General features: G+C 53.9%; 19 protein-coding genes. 14 read left to right on the top strand and 5 right to left on the bottom strand.

Annotated elements, in window-relative coordinates:
* Window positions 1–374 precede the first annotated feature (374 nt).
* Window positions 375–2,048: a dihydroxy-acid dehydratase gene (gene ilvD, locus EQM14_RS13640; protein ID WP_128743730.1), complete on the bottom strand. Its 1,674-nt coding sequence runs from the start codon at window positions 2,046–2,048 to the stop codon at window positions 375–377.
* Between the two features lie 366 nt (window positions 2,049–2,414).
* Between ilvD and EQM14_RS13635 the strand changes: the two genes are divergently transcribed.
* The 4 genes from EQM14_RS13635 (at window position 2,415) to spoIIID (ending at window position 5,637) form a co-directional block, all read left to right on the top strand.
* The gene (locus EQM14_RS13635) at window positions 2,415–3,332 is read left to right on the top strand and encodes a dihydrodipicolinate synthase family protein (protein WP_243112542.1); all 918 of its coding nucleotides are present in this window, start codon (window positions 2,415–2,417) and stop codon (window positions 3,330–3,332) included.
* A gap of 53 nt (window positions 3,333–3,385) precedes the next feature.
* Window positions 3,386–4,381 carry a dihydroxyacetone kinase subunit DhaK gene (locus EQM14_RS13630; RefSeq protein WP_128743729.1) on the top strand — a complete coding sequence of 332 codons (996 nt, stop codon included), beginning with the start codon at window positions 3,386–3,388 and terminating at the stop codon, window positions 4,379–4,381.
* A 15-nt stretch (window positions 4,382–4,396) separates the two neighbouring features.
* Entirely contained in the window at window positions 4,397–5,041 is a 645-nt protein-coding gene (locus tag EQM14_RS13625; RefSeq protein ID WP_128743728.1) for a dihydroxyacetone kinase family protein, read from the top strand.
* A 338-nt stretch (window positions 5,042–5,379) separates the two neighbouring features.
* On the top strand, window positions 5,380–5,637 hold the full coding sequence (spoIIID, locus tag EQM14_RS13620; RefSeq protein ID WP_128743727.1) for a sporulation transcriptional regulator SpoIIID: 258 nt from the start codon (window positions 5,380–5,382) through the stop codon (window positions 5,635–5,637).
* A gap of 184 nt (window positions 5,638–5,821) precedes the next feature.
* Here spoIIID and EQM14_RS13615 read toward each other — a convergent pair whose 3' ends face one another.
* The gene (locus EQM14_RS13615) at window positions 5,822–6,277 is read right to left on the bottom strand and encodes an Lrp/AsnC family transcriptional regulator (RefSeq protein ID WP_128743726.1); all 456 of its coding nucleotides are present in this window, start codon (window positions 6,275–6,277) and stop codon (window positions 5,822–5,824) included.
* 596 nt (window positions 6,278–6,873) lie between these two features.
* Between EQM14_RS13615 and EQM14_RS13610 the strand changes: the two genes are divergently transcribed.
* The 8 genes from EQM14_RS13610 (at window position 6,874) to EQM14_RS13580 (ending at window position 15,192) form a co-directional block, all read left to right on the top strand.
* Window positions 6,874–8,289 carry an aspartate ammonia-lyase gene (locus EQM14_RS13610; protein ID WP_128743725.1) on the top strand — a complete coding sequence of 472 codons (1,416 nt, stop codon included), beginning with the start codon at window positions 6,874–6,876 and terminating at the stop codon, window positions 8,287–8,289.
* A 10-nt stretch (window positions 8,290–8,299) separates the two neighbouring features.
* The gene (locus EQM14_RS16430) at window positions 8,300–8,473 is read left to right on the top strand and encodes a hypothetical protein (protein ID WP_164919088.1); all 174 of its coding nucleotides are present in this window, start codon (window positions 8,300–8,302) and stop codon (window positions 8,471–8,473) included.
* 69 nt (window positions 8,474–8,542) lie between these two features.
* On the top strand, window positions 8,543–9,142 hold the full coding sequence (gene thpR, locus EQM14_RS13605) for an RNA 2',3'-cyclic phosphodiesterase (protein ID WP_128743724.1): 600 nt from the start codon (window positions 8,543–8,545) through the stop codon (window positions 9,140–9,142).
* Window positions 9,139–9,900: an SDR family NAD(P)-dependent oxidoreductase gene (locus tag EQM14_RS13600; protein ID WP_128743723.1), complete on the top strand. Its 762-nt coding sequence runs from the start codon at window positions 9,139–9,141 to the stop codon at window positions 9,898–9,900. Before thpR ends, EQM14_RS13600 begins: the two co-directional genes overlap by 4 nt.
* Before the next feature lie 165 nt (window positions 9,901–10,065).
* A complete protein-coding gene (gene acrC / locus EQM14_RS13595) occupies window positions 10,066–11,211 on the top strand; it encodes an acryloyl-CoA reductase (RefSeq protein ID WP_128743722.1) in 1,146 nt (381 codons plus the stop codon).
* 84 nt (window positions 11,212–11,295) lie between these two features.
* Complete coding sequence (locus tag EQM14_RS13590; protein WP_128743721.1) at window positions 11,296–12,186, top strand: MaoC/PaaZ C-terminal domain-containing protein; 891 nt, start codon at window positions 11,296–11,298, stop codon at window positions 12,184–12,186.
* Window positions 12,187–12,355: 169 nt separating this feature from the next.
* Entirely contained in the window at window positions 12,356–12,742 is a 387-nt protein-coding gene (locus EQM14_RS13585; RefSeq protein ID WP_128743720.1) for a BlaI/MecI/CopY family transcriptional regulator, read from the top strand.
* Window positions 12,739–15,192 carry a M56 family metallopeptidase gene (locus EQM14_RS13580; protein WP_128743719.1) on the top strand — a complete coding sequence of 818 codons (2,454 nt, stop codon included), beginning with the start codon at window positions 12,739–12,741 and terminating at the stop codon, window positions 15,190–15,192. The genes EQM14_RS13585 and EQM14_RS13580 overlap by 4 nt, the downstream gene beginning before the upstream one ends.
* Before the next feature lie 59 nt (window positions 15,193–15,251).
* Here the strand turns inward: EQM14_RS13580 and EQM14_RS13575 are convergent, their stop codons facing one another.
* Window positions 15,252–15,857, bottom strand: coding sequence for a LexA family protein (locus tag EQM14_RS13575; RefSeq protein WP_128743718.1), 606 nt, complete (start codon window positions 15,855–15,857; stop codon window positions 15,252–15,254).
* A 240-nt stretch (window positions 15,858–16,097) separates the two neighbouring features.
* Here EQM14_RS13575 and EQM14_RS13570 point away from each other — a divergent pair, with 240 nt between their 5' ends.
* Window positions 16,098–17,402 (top strand): methyl-accepting chemotaxis protein, encoded by a 1,305-nt coding sequence (locus tag EQM14_RS13570; protein ID WP_164919087.1) that lies wholly within the window; start codon window positions 16,098–16,100, stop codon window positions 17,400–17,402.
* Window positions 17,403–17,530: 128 nt separating this feature from the next.
* Here the strand turns inward: EQM14_RS13570 and eno are convergent, their stop codons facing one another.
* Entirely contained in the window at window positions 17,531–18,817 is a 1,287-nt protein-coding gene (eno, locus tag EQM14_RS13565; RefSeq protein ID WP_128743716.1) for a phosphopyruvate hydratase, read from the bottom strand.
* A gap of 98 nt (window positions 18,818–18,915) precedes the next feature.
* Window positions 18,916–20,019 (bottom strand): glycosyltransferase family 2 protein, encoded by a 1,104-nt coding sequence (locus tag EQM14_RS13560; protein WP_243112540.1) that lies wholly within the window; start codon window positions 20,017–20,019, stop codon window positions 18,916–18,918.
* A gap of 109 nt (window positions 20,020–20,128) precedes the next feature.
* Between EQM14_RS13560 and EQM14_RS13555 the strand changes: the two genes are divergently transcribed.
* Window positions 20,129–22,348 (top strand): glycosyltransferase, encoded by a 2,220-nt coding sequence (locus tag EQM14_RS13555; protein WP_128743715.1) that lies wholly within the window; start codon window positions 20,129–20,131, stop codon window positions 22,346–22,348.
* The last annotated feature ends 132 nt before the right edge of the window (window positions 22,349–22,480 follow it).

Raw genomic sequence — 22,480 nt, 5'->3', positions numbered from 1 at the left:
TCAATACGAAAATATCAAAAGATATTAGAAGTAATAGACTTAAAATACGAATAATCAGCCAAATTTTTCGCCTAAATTATATGCCAAACGTTTTACATATTCTATATATACCACATCAAAAAGGTTTCGTCAATTGTTATAATGCACATTATCTGCGAATATTTATATGCTGAATAACGGATTAGAGAAGACTGTACGCTCGTGATCGAAAGCTTTTTATGATTAAGCAGCGCCTAAAGAAAAACGTTTAGGCTTTTCCGAGTGAAAATGAAATTGCTTTCGGAAGAAATGCTTTGAAAAACATGAAAACGCCGGGACGGCAAAATCGGCTGCCGCCCTGGCTTCTCTGCTGGAATATTCACTATGGGGATGATTTACCGGTTGCGGAGAATGGCACCTTTATCGGCGGATTCAGCTAAACGGGCGTACAAATTCAAATACCCCTTCAGCTTTTTAGGAGGCCGCGGTGTAAACTGCGCGAGACGGGATTTAAGCTCCGTATCAGGAATCAGCAGGTCCAGTGTGCCCTTTTCCACGTCGATTCGGATTCTGTCCCCGTCGCGGACTACCGCGATGGGACCGCCCTCGCTGGCCTCGGGAGAGATATGCCCTACAAAACAGCCGTTGTTTGTGCCGGAAAATCTTCCGTCCGTGATGACGGCGGTGGAGAGCGCCAGATTCTGACCGTAAAGCAGCTTCATTAATCGGACCATTTCCCGCATGCCCGGTCCCCCTTTGGGCCCTTCGTAGCGGACCACCAGAACTGTCCCGGAACGGATGCGGCCAGCCATCACCGCCTCACCGGCTGCATCTTCTGAGTCGAAACAGGCCGCGACTCCTTCAAAGCGCAGCATGGAAGGGTCGATGGCGGTGGGCTTTGTGACGGCCGTATGCGGGGCCAGATTCCCGCGCAGCACTGCGAGGCTTCCCCACTGATGCCAGGCGTGAGGAATGGAATGAATGATATTGTTTTCCACTGGGGGAAGATCCGCAAGGACCTGAGCCCAACTTTTTCCGGTACAGGTCATGGCGTCCGTTTCTAAGAGCGTTTCCAGCTGCTTCATAACAGCCGGCACGCCGCCCGCTCTATAAAAAGCCGGCACGTTTTCGGAACCGTTCGGATAGATCATGGCCAAATGGGGTGTGCGGCGGGCGATTTCGTCGATTTCATTCATTGTAAATTCGCATTCGGCTTCATAAGCGATGGCTGGAAAGTGCAGCGCCATGTTTGTGGAACCGCCGATCGCCATGCCGAGCCGCAGGGCGTTGCGCAGTCCCTTCTTATTGATCAGTTTTCGGGAAGTCAAACCGTCCTCCGCCATCTTTACGATACGTCGCCCGGATTCCTGGGCGGCGCGCCGGCGTTCCGCCAGAACTGCCGGAATCATGCTGCTGCCGGGCAGACACATACCAAGGGCTTCCGTAATGGCGCACATGGTGTTGGCTGTGCCCAGAAAGGAGCAGGAACCGCAGGAGGGATTGGACTCCGCTTCCAAACGAATGTACTCCTGCTCGGTGATGAGGCCTTTGCTCAGCATTCCCAATGCTTCAACCATGCTGGAGTTGTCCGACTCGCGCCCGTCAAACAGACATCCGCCCAGAGCGGGACCGCCGTTGACGAGGAGGGCGGGAATGTCCAGGCGGGCGGCGGCCATCAAGAGGCCCGGAACCACCTTGTCGCAGCTGCCCAACAAAACCAGACCGTCCAGATGATTGACCTGGGCCATGATCTCCACTTCGTTTGCAATGAGATCCCGGGCCGGCAGGATATAATGCATACCGTCATTTCCGCATGCCATCCCGTCGCACGGGCCGATGATTCCAAACTCCACAGGGGTGCCGCCGGCCTGCAGAATTCCGTCCTTGACGCAGTCCGCCACCTGCCGCAGATTGTCGTGCCCCGGATTCGCCCTGCTCCAGGAATTGGCGATGCCGATCAAAGGCCTGGAAAGGTCGTAGTCGCTGTAACCCATTCCTTTGTACAAAGCCCGGATGCTGGACCAGACGGGCCGGGATAAAATCTTTTGACTTCTGAACTGCTTTCCCATATTCTGTCCTCCTCCACTCGTTTCAACACCAAAAGGAATTTTATTAACCCAAACAATAACACGAAAAGCAATAAAAATCAATTCCTGAAAATATTGAACAACTGTTTTTAGGAATGAAAATATAGTTTCAGATATGAAAAATATGCTTGACTTTCTACGGCTCCGATGCTAACATTATGTTTAACAGAAAGAATCGCTTTGCATTTCTTTTTTTATGATAACTCCCCAACTACGCTTTTCGCGGGGACCGGTTCCGGAAGGGAACACGACGCGTTAGGTGAGACGTTTTGGATATTTTACGGGAATTAGCATGAATCCTCTCAGTTCAGTTTGAGAGGATGAAATAAAACAAAAGGAGTCTTCAACATGCAAAAGAGTATGCAGAAATTATTTGGCACGGTTGTCCCTATTGTGACCCCGCTTACGGAAGAAGACAAAATTGATGTCGAAAGTTTGAAACATCTGGTGGATCATTGCATCGACAATGGGCTGCAGTGCCTGTATCCCTGCGGCACAACCGGTGAGATGATGTATCTGACCGTCGAAGAGCGCAAGCTGGTCACGGAGACGGTTGTCAAATATGCCAACAGACGTGTTCCCGTTTTTGCGCAGGTCGGCGCATGGAATCTGGCCGATACAATTGAACTTGCAAAGCATGCGGTAGCGGTAGGCGCGGATGGGATCGGCGTTGTCACTCCTGTTTTCTATAAACTGAGCGACCAGGGACTGGTGAATTTTTATGAAGCTGTGGCAAAGAGCGTACCGGTGGATTTCCCGGTCTATTTGTACAGCATTCCGCAGAATGCCGTGAACGACATCAATCCGGCGACGGCGGAGGCGATTGCAAAGAAATGTCCGAATGTGGTCGGTATCAAATACAGCTATCCCGATTTTACCAGACTGCAGCAGCTCATGCTGATCCGAAACCAGACGTTCAGCGTTCTTGTCGGACCGGATCATCTATTTGAAGCGCTGTGCGCCGTGGGCGGCGACGGTACCGTTTCCGGCAACGCGATGTGCATTCCGGAGCACTATGCCAAAATATGGGAAGCCGTTGAGGCGAAGGACTATGAGCTGGCAACCAAATATCAGCGCCGGACCAATGTGCTGAATGCTGTAATGTGCTCGATCAACAATATCGCGGCATATAAAGTGATCTTAAAGAGCGAAGGCGTGATTGCCACCACAAAGATGCGCCGCCCGATGGAGAATCTGACACCGGAGCAGGAAGCGGATCTCCTGGCGGCGATGAAGCGCCTGGATTACCGTAAGGTGATCGTCTGATCCCGTAACATCCGGCAGTAACTTGGATGGGAAAATTGCTGGAGGAATTTTAAATGAAAAAAATCATAAACAAACCCGAAACATATGTTGAGGACATGCTCAGGGGAATCTATGCCGCTCACGGGGATCAGGTCAAATACGCGGCGGACGATCTCCGCTGTTACTGCACGGCAGAAAAAAGGCCCGGAAAAGTTGCCATTGTTACGGGCGGCGGCACGGGACATCTGCCTTTGTTCCTTGGTTATGTAGGAGAGAATTTGCTGGATGGCTGCGGCGTGGGGGGCGTGTTTCAATCTCCGTCGGCTGACCAGATCTACAGCATTTCCAAAGAGGTGGAATCGGGCGGAGGAATTCTTTATCTTTATGGGAACTATACCGGGGATATCATGAATTTCGACATGGCCGCAGAAATGTGTGAAATGGATGACATTCAGACTCGCTCCATTGTCGGTGCGGACGATGTTAACTCCAACGCGGATTCGCGTGCGCGGCGCGGCGTGGCGGGGATCTTCTTTATGTACAAATGTGCCGGCGCAAAGGCGGCCGGAGGCGGTACGCTAGATGAGGTCCTTGAGGCGGCCCGGAAGGCAAAGGACAATACTCGCACGGTGGGGTTTGCTTTGACTCCCTGCATTATCCCAGAAGTCGGTCATCCGAATTTTACCTTGGCCGAGAATGAGATGGCCATGGGTATGGGAATCCACGGAGAACCGGGTGTATGGAACGGTCCTTTGAAAACCGCCGATGAGCTGGCAAAAGAATCGCTTGAAACTCTGCTGAACGATATGCCCGTCAATTCCGGTGAAGAAGCCTGCGTTCTGGTCAATGGGCTTGGGGCGACCTCAGCGGAAGAACTTTATATTTTATACGACTCCATTCGGAAACTTCTGGTTCAGAGGGGAATCCGTATATACCGCAGCTTTGTGGGAGAGTATGCCACTTCCATGGAGATGGCGGGCGCATCCGTTTCCATTTGCAGAATGGTCGATCAGGAAATGAAGGACCAGATTGATTTGCCGGTAAAAACCCCGTTTTATACCCAGACATAAGGAGAGCGAAAGGCTATGGATATAATTACTTTACAGGAGTTGCCGGAACTGTTCATCTGTATTGCGGAGACTTTTTCAGAAAAAAAAGAAGAACTCTGCCAAATGGATGCAAAAATGGGCGACGGCGATTTGGGTCTGACCATGTGCAAGGGTTATGGTTCGTTGCCGGATCTTATTCGTCAGTATGCGGAGCCGGGTGATATTGGAAAGGTTCTGATGAAAGCGGGCGTGAAGATGGCTTCTGTTGTGCCCTCCACAATGGGGACGCTGATGGCCAGCGGCGTTATGGAAGGCGGGAAGGCACTGAGGGGTAAGAGCAGAATCGGCCCTGCCGAACTCTCCGACTATTTAGCCGCGTTTGCCGCGGGAATTCAAAAGCGTGGGAAATGTCAGCTTGGGGATCGAACAGTATTAGACGCTCTCGATGCCGGAGCGAAGAGAGCGGCTATCGCCGCCTCTATGGCAGGTGCTACCCTGAAAACCGTAATTGACGCGGCGGCAGAGGGTGCGGCGGTTGGAATGGAGACCACAAAAGAGATGAAACCGAAGTATGGAAAAGCTGCGGTTTTTGCAGCGAGAGCAGTTGGAACTCCAGACCAGGGGGCTATGGCTGGATATTATATGATCGAGGGTATGCGGCAATATATAAATCAGATGTAGAGATTCGAAACCAATCCTTAGGTTCCATAATTTTTTGAGGGGAATCGCCGTTTTATCTCGTGTCGGATGAGTAGCGACTCCCCGATCTAATATGAAAATCCGTGGCGATGTCAAGTGTTTACTTTGGCGTTGAGTATAAACATGCGCATTAGGATCGGCCGTCGTCTATTAAAAAACATGATAATAAACTGTCCGTTTCTTCGCGGATAAAGCGTTCGAGGTATGAGAGGAAGACATGAAGAAGCGGCTTACTGCCCTTTTGCGAGTTTTCTCCTTGTACTAAAATACCATCCTCCTGCATACCTATTAGCAATCGGATTCGTTTGGAGGGTGGAGCAGTGAAAGGTATTGTGGAAGAACGCGCCGTGGAGCTTGGCGAATATATTGTACAGAACAAAGCGACTGTGCGCAGCACGGCAAAAAAATTTGGCGTGAGCAAGAGCACGGTACATAAAGACGTTGCGCAGCGCTTGAAAGCCATTGATCCGCAGCTCTATAAAAAGGTCAAGATCATTTTGGAGTTCAACAAATCTCAGCGCCATATCCGCGGCGGAATCGCCACGCGGCTGAAATATAAAAAAAACGCCGCCAATTGACAGCCCGGCCGGATTTGATGGTTCCTTTCCGCTTTTGCTGACCACAAGCTTTTCCTTCGTGTGGCGGATGAAAGCGGGAGGAGCCTTTTTCTATAAAAATAAGCGGGATACGCTTTGAATGGTTTTGCCAAATCAAAGCGTATCCCGCTGGTTCGATTTTTTCAGGGCCGCGTTCAGCCCTTTTTCAATTTTCACATGAGTCGCTTTCCAGAACCGTGATGCCACGTGGCTCCACTGGGGTTGAAAACACGATCTGTGTTTCCGTCGGTCCGAATTTCTGCAGTTGGCCGATAAATTCATCCAGTTCCATGGTGCTGTGATAAATGACCTTGATGAGCATGGAGTAGTTTCCGGTGACACAGTTGCATTCCACCACGTTGGGGCAGGAGCGGATAAAAGGGTAGAATTCCGGCTTTTGATTCGGGGACATCTGCAGGTTGATAAACGCCTTGATATGATACCCGAGTTTATACTGGTTCACCGACGCGTGATAGCCGCTGATCAGTCCCTGCTTTTCCAGTTTTTCGATTCTGGCGGAAATTGCGGGGGATGACAGAAAGACTTTTTTCGTCAGCGTTTTGATTGGAATCCGCGCGTTTTCCTGTAGGGCGGAAATCAATGTGGCGTCGATTTTGTCCATGATTCATCACCTCATAAAAGATTAACATTATTTATTATTTACAGGCGGGATATTAAAATAAAAAAGGAACAAGCCAGAAAATTAAACTGACATGCCCCTTCGCAATTTATTTAATTATAAATCATTTTAAAATATTTTCAAGTGCGCAAAATAAATATTTTTCCTATTTTCTGTCGCGCCAATTACAATTCTTCTTTTGCCACAGTGACAGTGGAAGAAAATAAAAAATGCAAAGGAAAAAACCGTAAAGACCAACGGTTTGCCCCTTTGCACTTTATTTTATTATAAACAGTGTGAGTCCTTTTTCAATGCCGAAAAGGAAAAAACGCAAAATTATTTATTTTCAGGTTGTCCGGCGCCCGGATACTTTTCCAGGAGCGGGTGATGCAGGCGTGAAAATAAGAAAGATCCGGGCACTTAACAAAATTAAGTATCGGAACGGCGAACTTACTTACATAAAGAGAACGCGCATAAAAATAAAAATATCACGAAAAGGAGCGAAAGCTATTTACGGAACCTCCGGAACATGTTAAAGTACTTCCGTCAAAACAAATCGGGATATGAGGTCAAGTCCGAAATGAGGCGGCACGAAAAACATGAAAACGAGAACAGAGACGGATTCCGTAGGAAGTCTGAAAGTTCCCGCGGGAGCCTATTACGGGATCCAGGCGCTGCGGGCCAGAAACAATTTCAAGATTACCGGCAGGCACATGGATCCGTATTTTATTGTTTCGCTGGCGCAGATTAAAAAAGCCGCCGCGGTGACGAACCGGAACGCGGGGGATCTGAAGGCCTCTGTTGCGAACGCGGTTATTGCGGCGTGCGATGAGGTCATTGCGGGGCGTCTGCACAGTCAGTTTATTGTAGATCCGATTCAGGGCGGCGCCGGAACGTCCGCCAATATGAACGCAAACGAGGTGATCGCCAACCGGGCGATCGAGCTTCTCGGCGGAGAAAGGGGGGATTATTCCATCGTCCACCCAAACGACCACGTCAATATGTCGCAGTCGACAAACGACGTTTTTCCGACGGCGGGAAAGCTGACAATGCTGAGGCTGATCCCGGAGGCGCTTCGCCAGATGGAACGCCTGGCGGAGGCGCTCGGGAAGAAGGAAGCGGAATTTGACGATGTGCTGAAAATGGGGCGCACTCAGCTGCAGGATGCCGTCCCGATCCGCCTGGGCCAGGAATTCGGAGCTTGGGCCGCGGCGGTCAAGCGGGATATCGCCCGTTTGCAGAAGGTGCAGGACGAATTGCGCAGCGTCAACATGGGCGGCACGGCGATCGGGACTTCGGTCAATGCGGCTCCGGCCTATCTGTATAATATTACGGCGAATCTTCAAAAAATCTGCGGCTTTAAGCTGGTGCAGGCGGAAAACCTGATTGACGGCACGCAAAATCTTGACGGGTTTGTGGCGGTGTCCGGCGCAATGAAAACCTGCGCGGTGAATCTGTCCAAAATGGCAAATGATTTCAGGCTCCTTTCCAGCGGGCCGAGGACCGGCCTGATGGAAATCAATCTTCCCGCACGGCAGAACGGCTCCTCCATCATGCCGGGGAAAGTCAATCCGGTGATTCCGGAAGTCGTTTCCCAGGTGGCGTTCCGGATTATCGGCAATGACAGTACGGCGGTCCTCGCCGCGGAAGCGGGCCAGTTGGAACTCAACGCCTTCGAACCGGTGCTGTTCTATAGTCTGTTTGAATCCGCCAGAAGCCTTGCGGGAGCGGTAAAAACCCTGGTGGACAACTGTGTGGCCGGAATCACGGCAAACCGCGATATCTGCCGCAGGCACCTGGAGGAAAGCGTTGGGGTCATCACCGCACTCTGCCCCTATATCGGGTACGCCAAGTCGGCGGAGCTTGCGAAAGAATCGCTGAGAACTGGCGTGCCGGTGCTGAAACTGGTGGAAAGCAGGAAGGTCCTGAGCGGAGAGAAGCTGAAAGCGATTCTCGACCCCGCCGCAATGACGGGTTCCGCCCAGATTCTGAATGTAGGAAGGATTTCCGTCTGAGGAGGCGGCTATGAACTATCTTGGAAACGAGCTTGTTTATCTGGAGGAAGGCCGCGTCAACCGCTGGCCGGACCGCCGGGACCGGGCGGTAAGGCGCCCGAGGGCTCCGGATGAAAAGGTTTGCCGGCCGGACCGCTTTGTTCCCGGGTGCGGCAAAGGCTGCAATTGGCGGAATCATATCTGACAGAAGCGGCGCGGGATTCCCGCGCCGCTTCTGTTCATAAAAAATTGCGTGACTTCGTGATTAAAATTGATGCAGGATTGTGATATAATAAAAAAAAGACGTGCTGTAAGTGGAGGTGGTTTTACGCGTCTGTTCATTGCCGTTGCGCTGAGCCCGGAAATCAGGGGAACCCTGGAAGAAGTGATTCAAAGGCTGCGGCCCTGCTGTGAAAGCGGAAGATTCACGCAAATCGAGAATCTGCACCTGACCCTTGTCTTTCTGGGCGAAATCCCTGCGGAAAAAGCGGGGCTGGTGCGGGAGTCAATGGATGCCGTCAGCGTTTTGCCGTTCCCTCTGCACGTCGGCGGATTTGGCTATTTCCGCAGGGAAGGCGGAGATATCTTCTGGGCCGGCGTGGAACGTTCAGAGCCTTTGGTTTCCCTTCATCGCCAGTTGAGTGCTCAATTGCGAAACCGCGGGCTCACTCTGGAGAGACGCGGATTCCGCCCTCATCTGACGTTGGCGCGGCAGGCGGTCTTAAAACGGGAATACGATCATGGAGCTTTTGTCGTGCCCGCCATGAAAATGCCGGTGGAAAAATTCACCCTGTATCAGTCGGAGCGTCCCGGCGGGAAGCTGCGTTATACGCCTGTCTATGAAAAAGCGATCCAGGGGGAGGGGACAAAATGAAGGCATTGGTCACGGGCGCAAGCTCCGGCATCGGCAGGGACTTTGCGCGCGAACTCAGCCGCCGGGGGTTCGATCTGGTCCTTGCCGCCCGGCGCGTTCCCCGGATGGAAGAACTCGCGCGGAAACTGAATACGCATGTGAGCGTCGTTGGGGTGGACCTGTCCCGCAAAGACCAGTGCTATGACCTGTACCGGCAGGTTTGCGGCGACCGCATCGACATTCTGATCAACTGTGCCGGATTCGGCGTGTTCGGGCCGTTTGACGAGACGGACCTGGAGAGGGAGTTGAATCTGATCAATGTCAATATCCGGGCCGTCCATATCCTGACGAAGCTGTTTTACAGGGATTTCAAGAAGCGCGGTTCAGGATATATTCTGAACGTGGCTTCCTTGGCCGCGTTTCAGCCGGGGCCGCTGCTCTCCAGCTACTATGCCTCCAAAGCCTATGTCCTGCGACTGACGCAGGCGCTCGCGGAGGAGCTGCGCCGCGACGGCGGCCATGTTTACATCGGAGCGCTTTGTCCGGGACCGGTACGGACGGAATTCGACTCCGTCGCCGACGTGCGTTTCAGCGTAAAAGGGCGTTCAAGCGAGTATGTCGCGCGTTACGCGCTTGACAAAATGTTCGCGCGCAAAACCGTGATCGTGCCCGGATTTCAGATGAAGGCCGCTTTGTTTGGGGAACGGTTTCTTCCGCAGGCGGCGGTTGCGCGAATCGCCTATCACATGCAGAGACGGAAAACGGGTCCAAAACTGTAAGGAGCGGAATTTAAAAAAAAGCTTGACGAGAAGCCCCTATAATTGTAAAATATGTTTATATTTTACAATTATAGGGGCTTCTCGCATCACGCGCTGTTTTACCTGGCTGGAGGGATCCTCAACTTTAACCTTATATGCGAAAAACTGATTTGGGAGGAATTGTTTATGGATTTCAGTTTGACGGAAGACCAGTTGGCGGTACAGCAGATGGCACGCAATTTCGCTGAGAAGGAAGTGGCTCCCCGCGCGGCGGACATCGACGAAGACCACCGCTTCCCCGAAGAGCTGTTTGCCATGATGGCGGAGCAGGGCTTTACCGGCCTGTGTACTCCCGAAGGGTACGGCGGCTCCGGCGGCGGTGCCCTTGAAAAAGCGCTTGTGGTTGAGGAGATCGCCAAGAAGTGCGCCTCCACCGCAGCCACTCTGTCCGTCCATATGGTCTGCCCTTCCATTATTCTGGCACACGGCACAGAGGAACAAAAAAAGAAATATCTGCCGGAGCTGGCCAACGGCGCGCTGGGCGCTTTCGCCCTGACCGAGCCGGGTGCGGGTTCCGATGCCGGCGCCGCCCGGACCACCGCCATTCTGGACGAAAAGGCCGGCGAGTTTGTCATCAACGGCACCAAGTGCTTCATCACTGGCGGCGCCCGTGCCAAGTACATTGCCCTCATTGCACTGACCCAGCCCGAAAAGAAGCTGAAGGGCCTGTCCTGCATCATTCTGGAGAAGGGCACTCCCGGCTTCAGCATCGGCAGAATTGAGAACAAGATGGGCCTGCGCGGGTCCGAGACGACGGAGCTGGTGCTTCAGGACTGCCGTGTTCCCAAGGAGAACCTCATCGGCGTGGAGGGCAAGGGCTTCAGCTATGCGATGATGGCGCTGGACGGCGCCCGCATCGGCGTGGCGGCCCAGGCGGTGGGCATTGCCGAAGGCGCCCTTGATCTGGCGGTCAAGTACGCCCGCGAACGCCAGCAGTTCGGCGGCCCCATCGCCAGCCTGCAGGGCATCCAGTGGTATCTGGCCGATATGGCCACCAAGACCGAGGCCGCCAGATGGCTGACCTATTATGCGGCATATCTGGATGCAAACGGTCTGCCTCACACCAAGGAGGCGGCCATGGCCAAGTACAACGCCTCCGAGAATGCGCGCTATGTCACCAACCTGGCCCTGCAGATCCACGGCGGCTACGGCTATATGCAGGACTATCCTCTGGAGAGAATGTACCGCGACGCCAAGATCACCGAGATCTACGAGGGCACTTCCGAGATCCACAAGGTCGTCATCTCCCGCGCTGTCCTCGCCGGCAAATAAGCGTTTGCCAGGGAACCACAGCGGCTATCCCGCTGTGCGTTATGGTTCTTACCAAAAACATTTTATTTGAGAGGATGAATCGTTATGGACCATTCCATCAATCTTGCGGAGGTCCTGGTCGGCAAAAAGATGGAGCCCCGCTACATGGAGTACAACTGGCGCGATATCGCGCTCTATGCCTTGGCCGTCGGGGCCCACAGGGAGGACCTGACGTACACCTATGAGAAATACATAAAGGCGATTCCCACCTACGGCGCCGTCCCCTATTGGGGCACCGTCAATGTCCGCCCCCGCCAGTGGATGCCTCTGCCCGCTTCCATGCTGGCGGATGAGATCATCAAGCCCACCATCGCATTCCTGAACATGGACCACGAGATCTTCTGGTATCGTCCCATCGACCCCATCAAGGGCACCTTCCAGTGGCAGGATGAGATCGTGGACGTGTATGACCGCGGCGAGGGCCGCGGCGCTGTGGTAAAGACCAGGATCGACGTCCGCGACGAGGCCGGCAATCTGGTATGCACCAACTATTCCTCCACCTTCTTCCATGAGGCCGGCGGCTTCGGCGGCAACCCCATGCCCAAAAGCAGCGTCGTCATCCCCGAGAGGGATCCCGACTTTACTGTGGACGACTATGTGAGCCCCGTGCAGAACCTGCTCTATCGCCTGACCGGCGACACCAACCTGATCCATGTGGATCCCGAGTATGCCAGGAACATGAAGTTCGACCAGCCTATCATGCAGGGCCTGTGCTCCTTCGGCTTTGCCTGCCGGATGGCCATTGGCGAGCTGGTCCCCGGCGAGCCGGAGCGCCTCACCCACATGGCCGCGCAGATGAGCAGCCCGCTGTTGCCCGGCACTCCGGTCCGGCTGCAGGGCTGGAAGATGAAGGACGGCCAGCTTTATTTCCGCTTTGTGGACAAAAACACCGGCAAGGCTGTTCTCAACCGCGGCGTCCTAGAGTGGAAAATCTGATACCGTTGCCGAGAATATTTATGGGCAGCTCCGCGATTTCCTTGCGGGAGCAGGAAAGGCCCCGGTGCTTTCGGATGGCGGGGCGGCGGGCGATTTGAAAAAACTTGACAAACGACTCCTACAATTGTAAGATATATAATATATTACAGTTGTAGGAGTTGCTTACGCCATGCGTCGATTTACCCGGCTGCCCGGAACCGAACTCAAAGTAATGCAGGCCGTCTGGAACTGCGGCGGGTATCCGGTCGCTACCGCCCGCGTCCGCGAAATGCTGGAGCGTGAAAAACCGTGGAATGTTTCCGCGCTTCAAACCCTTTTGAACCGGCTGATTGCGCGCGGCTTTCTGACCAGCGAGAAGCGGGGGAAGAACCGCTGTTATACGCCGCTGGTCGGGGAAGAGGAATATCTGGCGGACGAAAACCGGAGCGTTCTGGAAAAGCTGAACGGCAATTCCGTGACGAGGCTGGTCGCGTCACTGTACGACAGCCATTCGATTACGGAAGAGGATCTGGAGGACCTGCGGGCTTTTCTGGAAGAAAGGACGGCGGAGCCATGAACCTGCTGATCCGCCTTGCGGGAAACTTCGCGGAAATTTCAATAGGGGCTTCCGCCTTGATTCTGGCCCTGCTTCTCGCGGGCAGGGCAGTCCGGAAAACCTACGCCGCCCAGTGGAAGTACTGGGTCTGGCTGGCGCTCGCTGTGCGGCTGCTGGTCCCGGTCCATTTCGAAGCGCCGTCGCCGGTCATCGCGATCCCCGCGCCGCAACAAACTTTCACGCTTGCGGCCCCCGCGCCGCAAAGTGCCGTTTCCGTGCCGGACACGGTTTCTGAAAAGGACAGGGGAGCGTACAGGGAGAAGGCCGAATCCGTCCCGCAGCAGGAGGGAGCAGGCGAGGTTCCGCTTGGGACTTTGCTTGCCATGACATGGGCGGCGGGCGCTGCCGGCTGCCTGTTATGGACGGTGAGCTCCAGCGTATTCCTCCGAAGAAGGCTCTTGCGCTGGAGCAAAGCGGAGCCCGACGGTGAAGTTTTGCGTCTGTTCCGGGAGGAATGTGCCGCGGCCGGGATCGAAAAGGGCCCCCGCCTGATGCGATGCAAAAAAGAGAACAGCCCAATGATGATCGGGCTGTTCCATCCGGCCCTGCTTCTTCCGCACGATTCGTTCTCCGTCGGAGAGCTCCGCGCGGTTTTCCGGCACGAACTGACGCACTTTCATCGGCGGGATCTGTGGTACAAACTGCTTTTGGCCGTCGTCTGCGCTGTCCATTGGTTCAACCCGCTCGTCTGGCTGATGGCGCGGGAAGTAAATCGGGATCTGGAGCTCTCCTGCGATGAGGTTGCGCTCCGGGGGGCAAAGCCCGCGTTTCGGGCGGAATACGGCCGCGCCGTCCTTTCCGTTGCACAGAAGGGTATCCTGCGCCGGTCGGTACTCTCCACCTGCTTCGGCAGCGGAAAAAAAGAACTGAAACGCCGTCTTGAAATGATTCTGGATACAAAGAAGAAGCGCCGCGGAGCGGCGGCACTGTGCATCGTCCTTGCCCTGACGGCCGCCTGCGGCGCGTTTATCGCCTATGGGACGCCGTCGTCCGGCTGGAAAGGAAACCTGGCTCAGCAGGAGCCTCTTGCCCGGAAGCTGCTTCAGACCCGCACGGAGTATATCGGCGATGCCAGCGCGGTCGGAAGAGTGCTCGGCGCGCTGCCGCCTCTGCCCGACGGGTTGTCGCAGAAGGAGATGTTTCTTCAGACAAGCGCCGAACCGTATGGGCTGACAGTCAGCTATACGGCGCGGAGCGACCAGACCCTCTCTCAGGCGGATCTGGCCTGGGCATACCGCAACGCGATGCTCCTGCTCAGCCTGATCCAGAATGTCGGCCGGGTCACCTTTCAGGTTACCGGGCCCGATTATGAGATGACTTTCACCTATACGCAGGAGCAGGCAATGAAGCTTGAGCAGACGGATGTGAGAATGCTTTCACAGGGCGAGAGCGAAATGGAAAAATTCTTACTGGAGCTCAACGGCCGCGGCGCGGAAGATTTTACAAAAATCAACGGACGTGAGATCAGCGGCCTTCTTACCGCCGACGAAGCCTGGACCGCACTGGGGAAACGATTGGGCGCTTCCGTGCAGCTGATGATCCTCAGGGAGCAGAAATTCGGCGGTGCGGACTGCTATCTTTTCAACCAGGCCGAATCCAATCAGAGCCCCCGGGAAAACAAGCGATATGCGCTCTCCAAAGACGGGAGCGCGCTGATTACGATTGAAAATTCCTACCCGCTGATGCAGAACCTGGAATCTGCGGGAGCAGCCTCGGGAAGCAGCGGCTCGAAATCGGGTTTGTCGGAGCTTCGGGAGCAAATCGCACGGGCGCAGGAGACTTTAAAGCAGGCACAGGCGGAGCTGGAAGACCGGACAAAAAGCGGAGCTGCGGATTTGTCCGAACAGCGGAAAAAAGTCAGTGAGGCCGAAGAAGCCCTGAAAAAGGCACAAGAGGAGTTCAACGACCGGCAAACGATGCTGCCGGCCTACACGCATCATACGGACGACGCGGTGGAAAGCGCCGTTTATCAGGCGCTCGGAACATTTTATTCGGAACCCTACGCTTCCGGGAATGTGGTCGTCAGCGCTCCGGTGATCTACGGCAGCTTTGAAGAAAACGGCGGGCTGCGGGTTTTTGCCACCGTCCTCTCTGAGGAATATGAGCTGGACGGGGACGCCCTGAATCCGGTCAGCGGCAGCAAGATGCCAATGGAGCTCCGTTTTTTAAAAGACGGGACGTCCTGGAAGCCGGACGGCCATACCTATGCGAAGGACGGCTCCTATTTTGCGGATTCCATCCGCGATTTTTGCGCCCCGCACAGCGGCACCGCGAAAAAGATGCTCTCTGATTATGGAAAAAACGACCCGTTTCTCACGCAGATGAAAAAGAATCTCCAGGAATACGTTGCGCAGTCCGGAATCGGGGCAAAGTATTTTCACGACGGCGGGCAGGACTACCCGATCTTTTGAGTAAAATCGAAAATCAGCGGAATGAAAGCCGGAACCGGACGAGGCGGTTCCGGCTTTTTTCAGCACTTTCCGTGAAATTCGACCACTTTTCCGAGAACTTTTACGGGCAGCTCCGCAATTTCTTTCTCCGTGTAGGAAAGAACTTTGCATTTAGGGTTATAGGGGAGCAGAATGATTCCGCTTCCGTGATGAACCACGCGAATGATCTCCGCGTTTTTATGCGCTATCTGTACAACCGCGATATCGCCGTCCATGACGGTATTCTGCCGCCGGGCGATGGCGATATCGCCGTCAAAAATACGCGGTTCCATCAGATTGCCGCTCACTTGGATGCCGAAATACTCGCCGTTCTCTTTCCAATACGGTTCAAAGTCCAGAAAATAGAGGACCGAGCCGCAGGGACCTGTTGGCTGCTCCGACCGCAGGATGGAATAAACGGGGATTTTCACCGAGACACCCGTACCGTGGGAACAGGTGTCGTCTATTCCCAGCAGGTAATCAATCGAGACCCCGAAAAAGGATGCGAGCCGCAGAAGGGTCTTTTTATCCGGCTCATATTTTTCGTTTTCGTATCCCGACAAAGAGGACTGACTGACATGGATTACCCTTGCGAGCTCCTCCTGCTTCATCGCTTTCTGCGTACGCAAAAAACGGATTCTGTTCATTCATATCAGCCCTTTCGATTCCATTCTACAAAGTCTGTATTCAAAAAGTAAATACAATATCAACTAAATTCATGATATATATATTGACATATCAATTTTATGAATATATAATTCATTAAGGTAGAACCAGTTTGAAATATGTAGAATTGTGGGACAATCTGACTGATTTGCGGATTCTATGACTTTCATCGAAAATAAGCGATGTCGTATTTTGCTGGAAAGAGAAGGGTTTTACGGCTGATGAAAATGAAAAAAGGCATTCGGAATGTTAAAATTTCAAAACTGCTTACAGGAATACAATATGTGATTTCGGCAGGTGGTATTCTGTCCGCCGCAATGGGGATTTATGCATTGCTTCAGGTCCTGAACGGGCAGGATCTTACCCGGCTGAAACAGTCCGCGGTGTGGATGATTGCGGTGATGGCCGTATTCTGCGTTGTTTTTATTCTTACCGCTGCCTTCTCTCATCTTTGGCTCTCCAGAGAGGTTTCGCAGCCGATCCAAACGATCGCGGACGTGGCGCGGGAGTTTTCCAAAGGAAATCTGGGGCTTCGGATCGATTGCCGCTCACAGAATGAAATCGGCACCATTTCGTCGTCCCTTAACGCCGCGTTTTCTCTTCTAAAAAAAGATGTATGTGAAATCTCGGAAACTCTGAACCGGATTGCAGACGGTGACCTTACCATGGAGATCACCCAGAACTACGCGGGAGACTTTGCCCCAATCACGGATTCCTACCGTGAGATTCTTCGGAAGCTGAATCATACGTTTGAAATCATTCAGTCGACTTCCAGTCAGGTAGACAGCGGCGCCAGGCAGGTCTCGGCCGCGGCCCAGCAGCTGGCCCAGGGGGCGACCGAACAGGCTGCGTCCGTGGAGGAGCTGTCCTCTTCCACGCAGGAAATCTCGGCAAGCATTCAGGAAACGTCGGAACATATCAGCAAAGTTAATTCTTACATGGCGGAAACAACGGAAGATATTCAGATGAGCAATCGCCAGATGAAACAGATGCTTGTCGCGATGGAAGAGATTGATGCGTCCTCCGATGAAATCCGGAAGATTATCAAGGCGATCGACGAAATCGCCTTTCAGACCAATATTCTTGCCCTGAACGCCGCAGTTGAGGCGGCGCGCGCCGGAGAGGCCGGAAAAGGGTTTGCCGTCGTCGCCGACGAGGTGCGGGCCCTGGCCGGCAAATCCGCCAATGCCGCCAGCCAGACGACGGCGCTGATTGAAGGCACGATTGCGAAGGTGAAGGACGGCACCGGAATCGCGGAAAAAACCGCGAAAGCTCTGGAGGAGATTTCCACCCGAATTGTCAAAGTCAACGAGGCGGTTGCGAAAATCGACGGCGCGGCGTCAACACAATCCGGGGCCGCCGAACAGATTTCGCAGGGCATTGAGCAGATTTCAAGCGTGATCCAGACCAATTCCGCATCCGCGGAAGAAAGCGCCGCGGCGAGTGAAGAACTGTCCGGGCAGGCGGATCTGCTCCAAAAGGAACTGAATCGATTCCACTTAAAAACGAAGACTGCAGTTTCCTGATTTGAGATTGGAACAGCGGCGGCCCTCCCGGAGGGCTGCCGCTGCTTTTTACAGTTGACCGGTCAGGGCCTTACTGACACGAAACACCCCCGGCATTGCCGGGGGTGCGGTGATTTGGTTTTGTATCCCTATTTTTGATGGAAACAGTCCGCTCCCGGGTAGACCGCCGCGGTCCCCAGCTGTGCCTCGATTCGCAGAAGCTGGTTGTACTTTGAAACGCGCTCACTGCGGCTCGGAGCGCCTGTTTTGATCTGCCCGGCGTTCATGGCGACAGCAAGATCGGCGATCGTGGTATCTTCCGTTTCGCCGGAGCGGTGGGAAATGACCGCCGTGTAACCGGTTCCGTGCGCCATTTTGATGGCCCGGATCGTTTCGGTCAGGGAACCGATCTGATTGAGCTTGATCAGGATCGAGTTCGCGCAGTTCATGGTGATGCCCTTTTCCAGCCGCTTTGTATTGGTCACAAAGAGATCGTCGCCGATCAGCTGGATTTTGGAGCCCAGCGCCTCCGTGATCTTGGCCCAGCCCTGCCAATCCTCTTCACCCAGAGGATCCTCAATGGAACGGATCGGGTATTTGCCCGCAAGCTGCTTCCAATAAGCGATCAGCTGGTCCGTCGTATACCGCGTTCCCTTCTTTGGCAGCCGGTACCCCTCGGGGGATGCCCACTCGCTGGCGGCGGCATCAACGGCCAGGACAAAGTCCCTGCCGGGCTGGTAGCCGGCCTTCTCAACCGCCTGCAGGATCAGTTCAATTGCTTCCTCGTCGGTTTTCAGGTTCGGCGCATATCCGCCCTCATCGCCGACGGAGGTGGAAAGGCCCTTGGACTTCAGAATGCCCGCCAGCGTATGGAACACTTCCGCGCACCAGCGAAGGCCTTCCCTGAAGGAAGGCGCCCCGGCCGGCATAATCAGGAATTCCTGAATATCGACGTTGTTCGCCGCGTGCGCGCCCCCGTTCAGAATATTCATCATCGGCACGGGCAAAGTGTCCGCGCCGATACCGCCCAGAAAACGGTAAAGCGAAAGTCCCAGGCCGTTTGCTCCCGCTCTGGCTGCCGCAAGGGAAACGGCCAGAATGGCGTTGGCCCCCAGGCGGGATTTGTCCGGAGAACCGTCGGCGCTCAGCAGCGCGCTGTCGACCGCCGACGTGTCGGTTGCGTCAAGCCCGCAGACTGCGTTGCAGAGGGGCCCGTCAATGTTTGCCACAGCTTTCAGAACGCCCTTTCCGCCGAAGCGGGACGGATCCCCGTCGCGAAGTTCCAGCGCCTCATATGTGCCGGTGGAGGCGCCGCTTGGCACCGCGCCGCGCCCAACCGCTCCGCTCGCCAGTTCCACCGCCGCTTCGACAGTCGGGTTGCCGCGTGAATCGATCATTTCCAAACCCTTTACGGATTTAATCCTGTAATCAGGCATGCTTGACCCCTCTTTCCGTTTACCAAAAGTTAGCAGAAACTTACTCTGTCCATACCATAGCATACCTATTATGTGAAGTCAAGCAATGTTCTATGAAATTATTTTGAAATTGTGCTGTCGGGACCGGGCGCCTTCCAGTTCCCGGCCTTGGCCCGGTATGTCTGCGCCTCCTCCGGAAGGCCGAGCGCCTCATAGCAGTCCGCCAGTTTCCGGAGCGGAAAAATTCCGGAAGCGCGGAGATCAATTTCGCTTTCCGCCCCAAATGCCGCTGTGTAAAACCAGGTTGCGGCCTCCTCGCAGTCTCCTGCGCTCTGAAAGTATTCTCCAAGTTCGCAGCAGACTTCGGCGCACGGCGTACCGCCGATCACATTTTTCAGAGCCGTTTTGAAGAGGTTCACCGAATTCTCCTGCAAGCGGGCGCATCTTGCCGCCACGCACTGGGAAACACGGATGTCGTCGAGGCTCCTGGATTCTTCGTGCAGCGTGCTTTCAAAATAGGGGCAGGCGGAGAGGAAGTCCCCGCTTTCTCCCGCGAAGAACAGTTCTTTTGCATACATCCGGTGCAGCCGGGAATTCAGCGGACCCTTCCGGACCATTTCCTGAAAAATCAGGAAATCCCTCTTTGCGTGAAGTTCCGACGGACAATGGGTGATCACAATGTCGCTCTCAAGCATGTGAAGCGACAGATCGACCGTTTCATGGACGGGTTCCACCCAGTGAAAACCGCGCACGCGCCGGAACAGCTTGGGCCGGTACTCCACGTCGTAATTGTAATTTGTGTTGAATTGAAGCTGATTCGCATAGCGCATTTCAACCAGCTCGGTTTCGGGAGAGAGCGTCTGCTTCAGCAGCCGGAACTTTTCCCGGTTTTCCCCGTCGATCACTTCGTCCGCGTCGGCGGAGTAAATATAATCCTTTGTCGCTTTGGAAAAGGCGAAGTTTCTGGCTTCGGCAAAATCGTCCCGCCATTGGAACGGGAAAATCTTTTCCGTGTATTTTCGGGCGATTCCGGGGGTGGAATCGGTGGAACCGGTGTCGACCACAATAATTTCATCCGCGATTCCGGTCAGACAGTCCAGGCACCGCGCCAGTACGGCCTCTTCATTTTTTACAATCATACAGACACTGATGGAAATCATGTGTTCCGCGCGCTTCTTTCCATAGGGCGGACCGGAAAACGATCCACCCGGTATTTTCTTCAATCATAGCACATTCTGTCGCCGATTTGTTTAAAATATAGTAAGACTTTGTCCTGCTCTGCCGATATATAATAAAAATAGTTTTTAATGACGAATCGGAGGAATTACATAGATGAAAGCACGTGTGAGACAGGAGAATGTTTCCAAGGAACACATCATCCGAATTTCAGGAGAAGGTCCGTACCACGGGCATCCAATTCGGCTGACCATCGGCATGATCGTAAAGAACGAGGAGAAGACGCTCGACCGCTGCCTGAGCTCTTTAAAGCCGCTGATGGAGGCGGTGGAGAGCGAGCTGATCATCACCGACACCGGCAGCACGGACCGCACGGTGAAAATCGCGGAAAAATACACCGATCACATCATTCACTTCCAGTGGTGCGACGATTTCTCGGCCGCCCGGAACACCGGCCTCAAGGCGGCGCGCGGCGAGTGGTTCATGTTCCTCGACGGAGACGAATGGTTCGAGGATACGAACGAACTCATTGATTTTTTTACAAGCGGCGAATGTGACCGGTACGGGTCGGCTTCCTATATCCAGAGAAATTACAATAATTTTGACGGAAAACGGTATAACGATTTTCATGCGATGCGTGTTTACCGGGTATATCAGGGAATCCGGTTTGTCAATGTTATCCATGAAAACATTCCGGCCGTGAAGCCAATCAAGTTTGTGAATGACTATGTTCACCATTACGGTTATATATTTCACTGTGAGGCGGAAAAAAGAAAAAAGCGAAGCAGGAACACAACTCTGCTTGAATTGGAGATAAAAGACCATCCGAAGAACCTGAAAGCCTATCTTCAGTCCGCCATGCAGTTTCTGTCGGAAGACCCGGCCCGGGCGGAACAATACTGCAATTTCGGCCTGCAGATCGAGCGGGAGAATCCTGATCCCCATTGGAGGCTTTCCCTGCTGCATATCCTCGCCACCGCATATATGAAAGAGAATAAAAGTGACAAGCTGTTTCGCTTGTTGGAAAACGACGTCCCCCATAATGCGGAAACGGAGGTCCTCTGGATCGATTTTCATGGCTGCGCGCAGTCCGCCGCCTTTTCAGTCGGGGACTATGAGCGTTCCATTGATCACGGGAAAGCCTATCTGAAACTGTATGAGAAAAATCGTTTGGGCCAGTTGAATCAGTATTGCACCCTGTTTTCGGCCCTGCAGCTTTTTTCTCCGCTGAGCCGGGAAAGAGCGCTTTGTATTTTGGGAGAATCCTTCCTTTCCCTGAACCGCATCAGCGAGGCAAGGCATATTCTTGACAGCCTGGAAATCTCATTTGAAGAATTACTGGCACCTGAAGTAAAGTTTTTATATGGGTTTGGCGGCAAAACCGGAGACTGGACGTGTGTGTCCGGGTTTTATCGGAAAGCCTGCGGCGCCGGGGAGGAAATCAGGGATTCCCTTCGGAGAACGATGGAGAGTCAACTGCCGGAAGATTTGGATAAACGGACATTTGCAACGCGGGAAATCTCCGCGATGACGGATGACGACGATGCCTATGTGCGGATAAACCGCCTGCGGGATGCGGAACGCAGCGGAAACCGGAATGCCGCGCAAAGGGAACTCAGCTGGTTTTTCCAGTGGGACGGGGATTGGGACGCGACCTTATACGACGTTCTGTTTTACGGGATGAAGGAACAGGCCGATATCACTCCCTTGCTGAGAAAAATCGGCGCGGAGGATCTGAAGGGCTGTGCGGTCAATATGCAAACGCAGCATCTGGATTTCTTGGAGGTGATAAAAAATTATCGCGGGCCGGATTCCGGCAAATCGATGCAGAGAGCTTTTTGGCTTCTTTGTCTGAAAGAACAGGTGATTCTTACTCAGGGCCTCGGCGACGAGGAAGTCATAGCCCTGTTTTGGGAATATGCGTCTCAAAGCGCCCAATATCTCCGGATGCTGTACCGTCCGGAACTGCTTTCCCCGGAATCTGTTTCCGCCCTTCCAAGGGAACACCGGTTTTGGTATTATATCAATCTGGCGCTTTCCGCGCGCGGCCAGGGGAATGATGTGGCTTATATTGCAAATCTGCGTCACGCCCTGCACGGTTATCCGGTGATGAAAAAGCCGATCTCTCTGCTGTTGGAGCAGTTTCAGCAAAAGGAGAAAGAGAGAAAGGAAAAGGCGGAGGAGTTCAGAACGCTGGCAGGACGGGTCAAGGAGAACATCAAGGCGCTGATTGCGCAGGGAAAGCTGGAGGAAGCAGGGCGCTACACGGCTCAGCTGGCACGGCTGTTGCCGGACGACCCGGATGTAGTGAGATTCAGGACACTGACACACACGGAGCCGGATATGAACGAACTGGCTGCCCATTTGCCCCAGTAGCGGCGAGGCGCCGCTTCCGTTGGCCTGCCATATATTTGCCCGGCCCTTGTTCCGGAGGGGCGTGCCCTATGCTTTAGAAATCGGCGGGAACAGTCAAAAACTGTCCCGCCAGACTTGGCTGCTCTTTTTCCT

It is taken from the genome of Caproiciproducens sp. NJN-50, assembly GCF_004103755.1.
In the GTDB taxonomy this organism is placed as follows: domain Bacteria; phylum Bacillota; class Clostridia; order Oscillospirales; family Acutalibacteraceae; genus Caproicibacter.
Note: the sequence above shows the minus strand (reverse complement) of the source record. Positions and strands in the feature narration are given on the sequence as shown.

Coding starts and splice junctions, on each gene's coding strand:
- thpR (WP_128743724.1), top strand. CDS start 8,543: ATGCAGGATTGTGATATAATAAAAAAAAGACGTGCTGTAAGTGGAGGT.
- EQM14_RS13610 (WP_128743725.1), top strand. CDS start 6,874: ATGAAAACGAGAACAGAGACGGATTCCGTAGGAAGTCTGAAAGTTCCC.
- EQM14_RS13615 (WP_128743726.1), bottom strand. CDS start 6,277: ATGGACAAAATCGACGCCACATTGATTTCCGCCCTACAGGAAAACGCG.
- EQM14_RS13570 (WP_164919087.1), top strand. CDS start 16,098: ATGAAAATGAAAAAAGGCATTCGGAATGTTAAAATTTCAAAACTGCTT.
- ilvD (WP_128743730.1), bottom strand. CDS start 2,048: ATGGGAAAGCAGTTCAGAAGTCAAAAGATTTTATCCCGGCCCGTCTGG.
- EQM14_RS13625 (WP_128743728.1), top strand. CDS start 4,397: ATGGATATAATTACTTTACAGGAGTTGCCGGAACTGTTCATCTGTATT.
- EQM14_RS13575 (WP_128743718.1), bottom strand. CDS start 15,857: ATGAACAGAATCCGTTTTTTGCGTACGCAGAAAGCGATGAAGCAGGAG.
- EQM14_RS13635 (WP_243112542.1), top strand. CDS start 2,415: ATGCAAAAGAGTATGCAGAAATTATTTGGCACGGTTGTCCCTATTGTG.
- EQM14_RS13600 (WP_128743723.1), top strand. CDS start 9,139: ATGAAGGCATTGGTCACGGGCGCAAGCTCCGGCATCGGCAGGGACTTT.
- eno (WP_128743716.1), bottom strand. CDS start 18,817: ATGCCTGATTACAGGATTAAATCCGTAAAGGGTTTGGAAATGATCGAT.
- EQM14_RS13630 (WP_128743729.1), top strand. CDS start 3,386: ATGAAAAAAATCATAAACAAACCCGAAACATATGTTGAGGACATGCTC.
- EQM14_RS13585 (WP_128743720.1), top strand. CDS start 12,356: ATGCGTCGATTTACCCGGCTGCCCGGAACCGAACTCAAAGTAATGCAG.
- EQM14_RS13555 (WP_128743715.1), top strand. CDS start 20,129: ATGAAAGCACGTGTGAGACAGGAGAATGTTTCCAAGGAACACATCATC.
- acrC (WP_128743722.1), top strand. CDS start 10,066: ATGGATTTCAGTTTGACGGAAGACCAGTTGGCGGTACAGCAGATGGCA.
- EQM14_RS13590 (WP_128743721.1), top strand. CDS start 11,296: ATGGACCATTCCATCAATCTTGCGGAGGTCCTGGTCGGCAAAAAGATG.
- EQM14_RS16430 (WP_164919088.1), top strand. CDS start 8,300: ATGAACTATCTTGGAAACGAGCTTGTTTATCTGGAGGAAGGCCGCGTC.
- EQM14_RS13580 (WP_128743719.1), top strand. CDS start 12,739: ATGAACCTGCTGATCCGCCTTGCGGGAAACTTCGCGGAAATTTCAATA.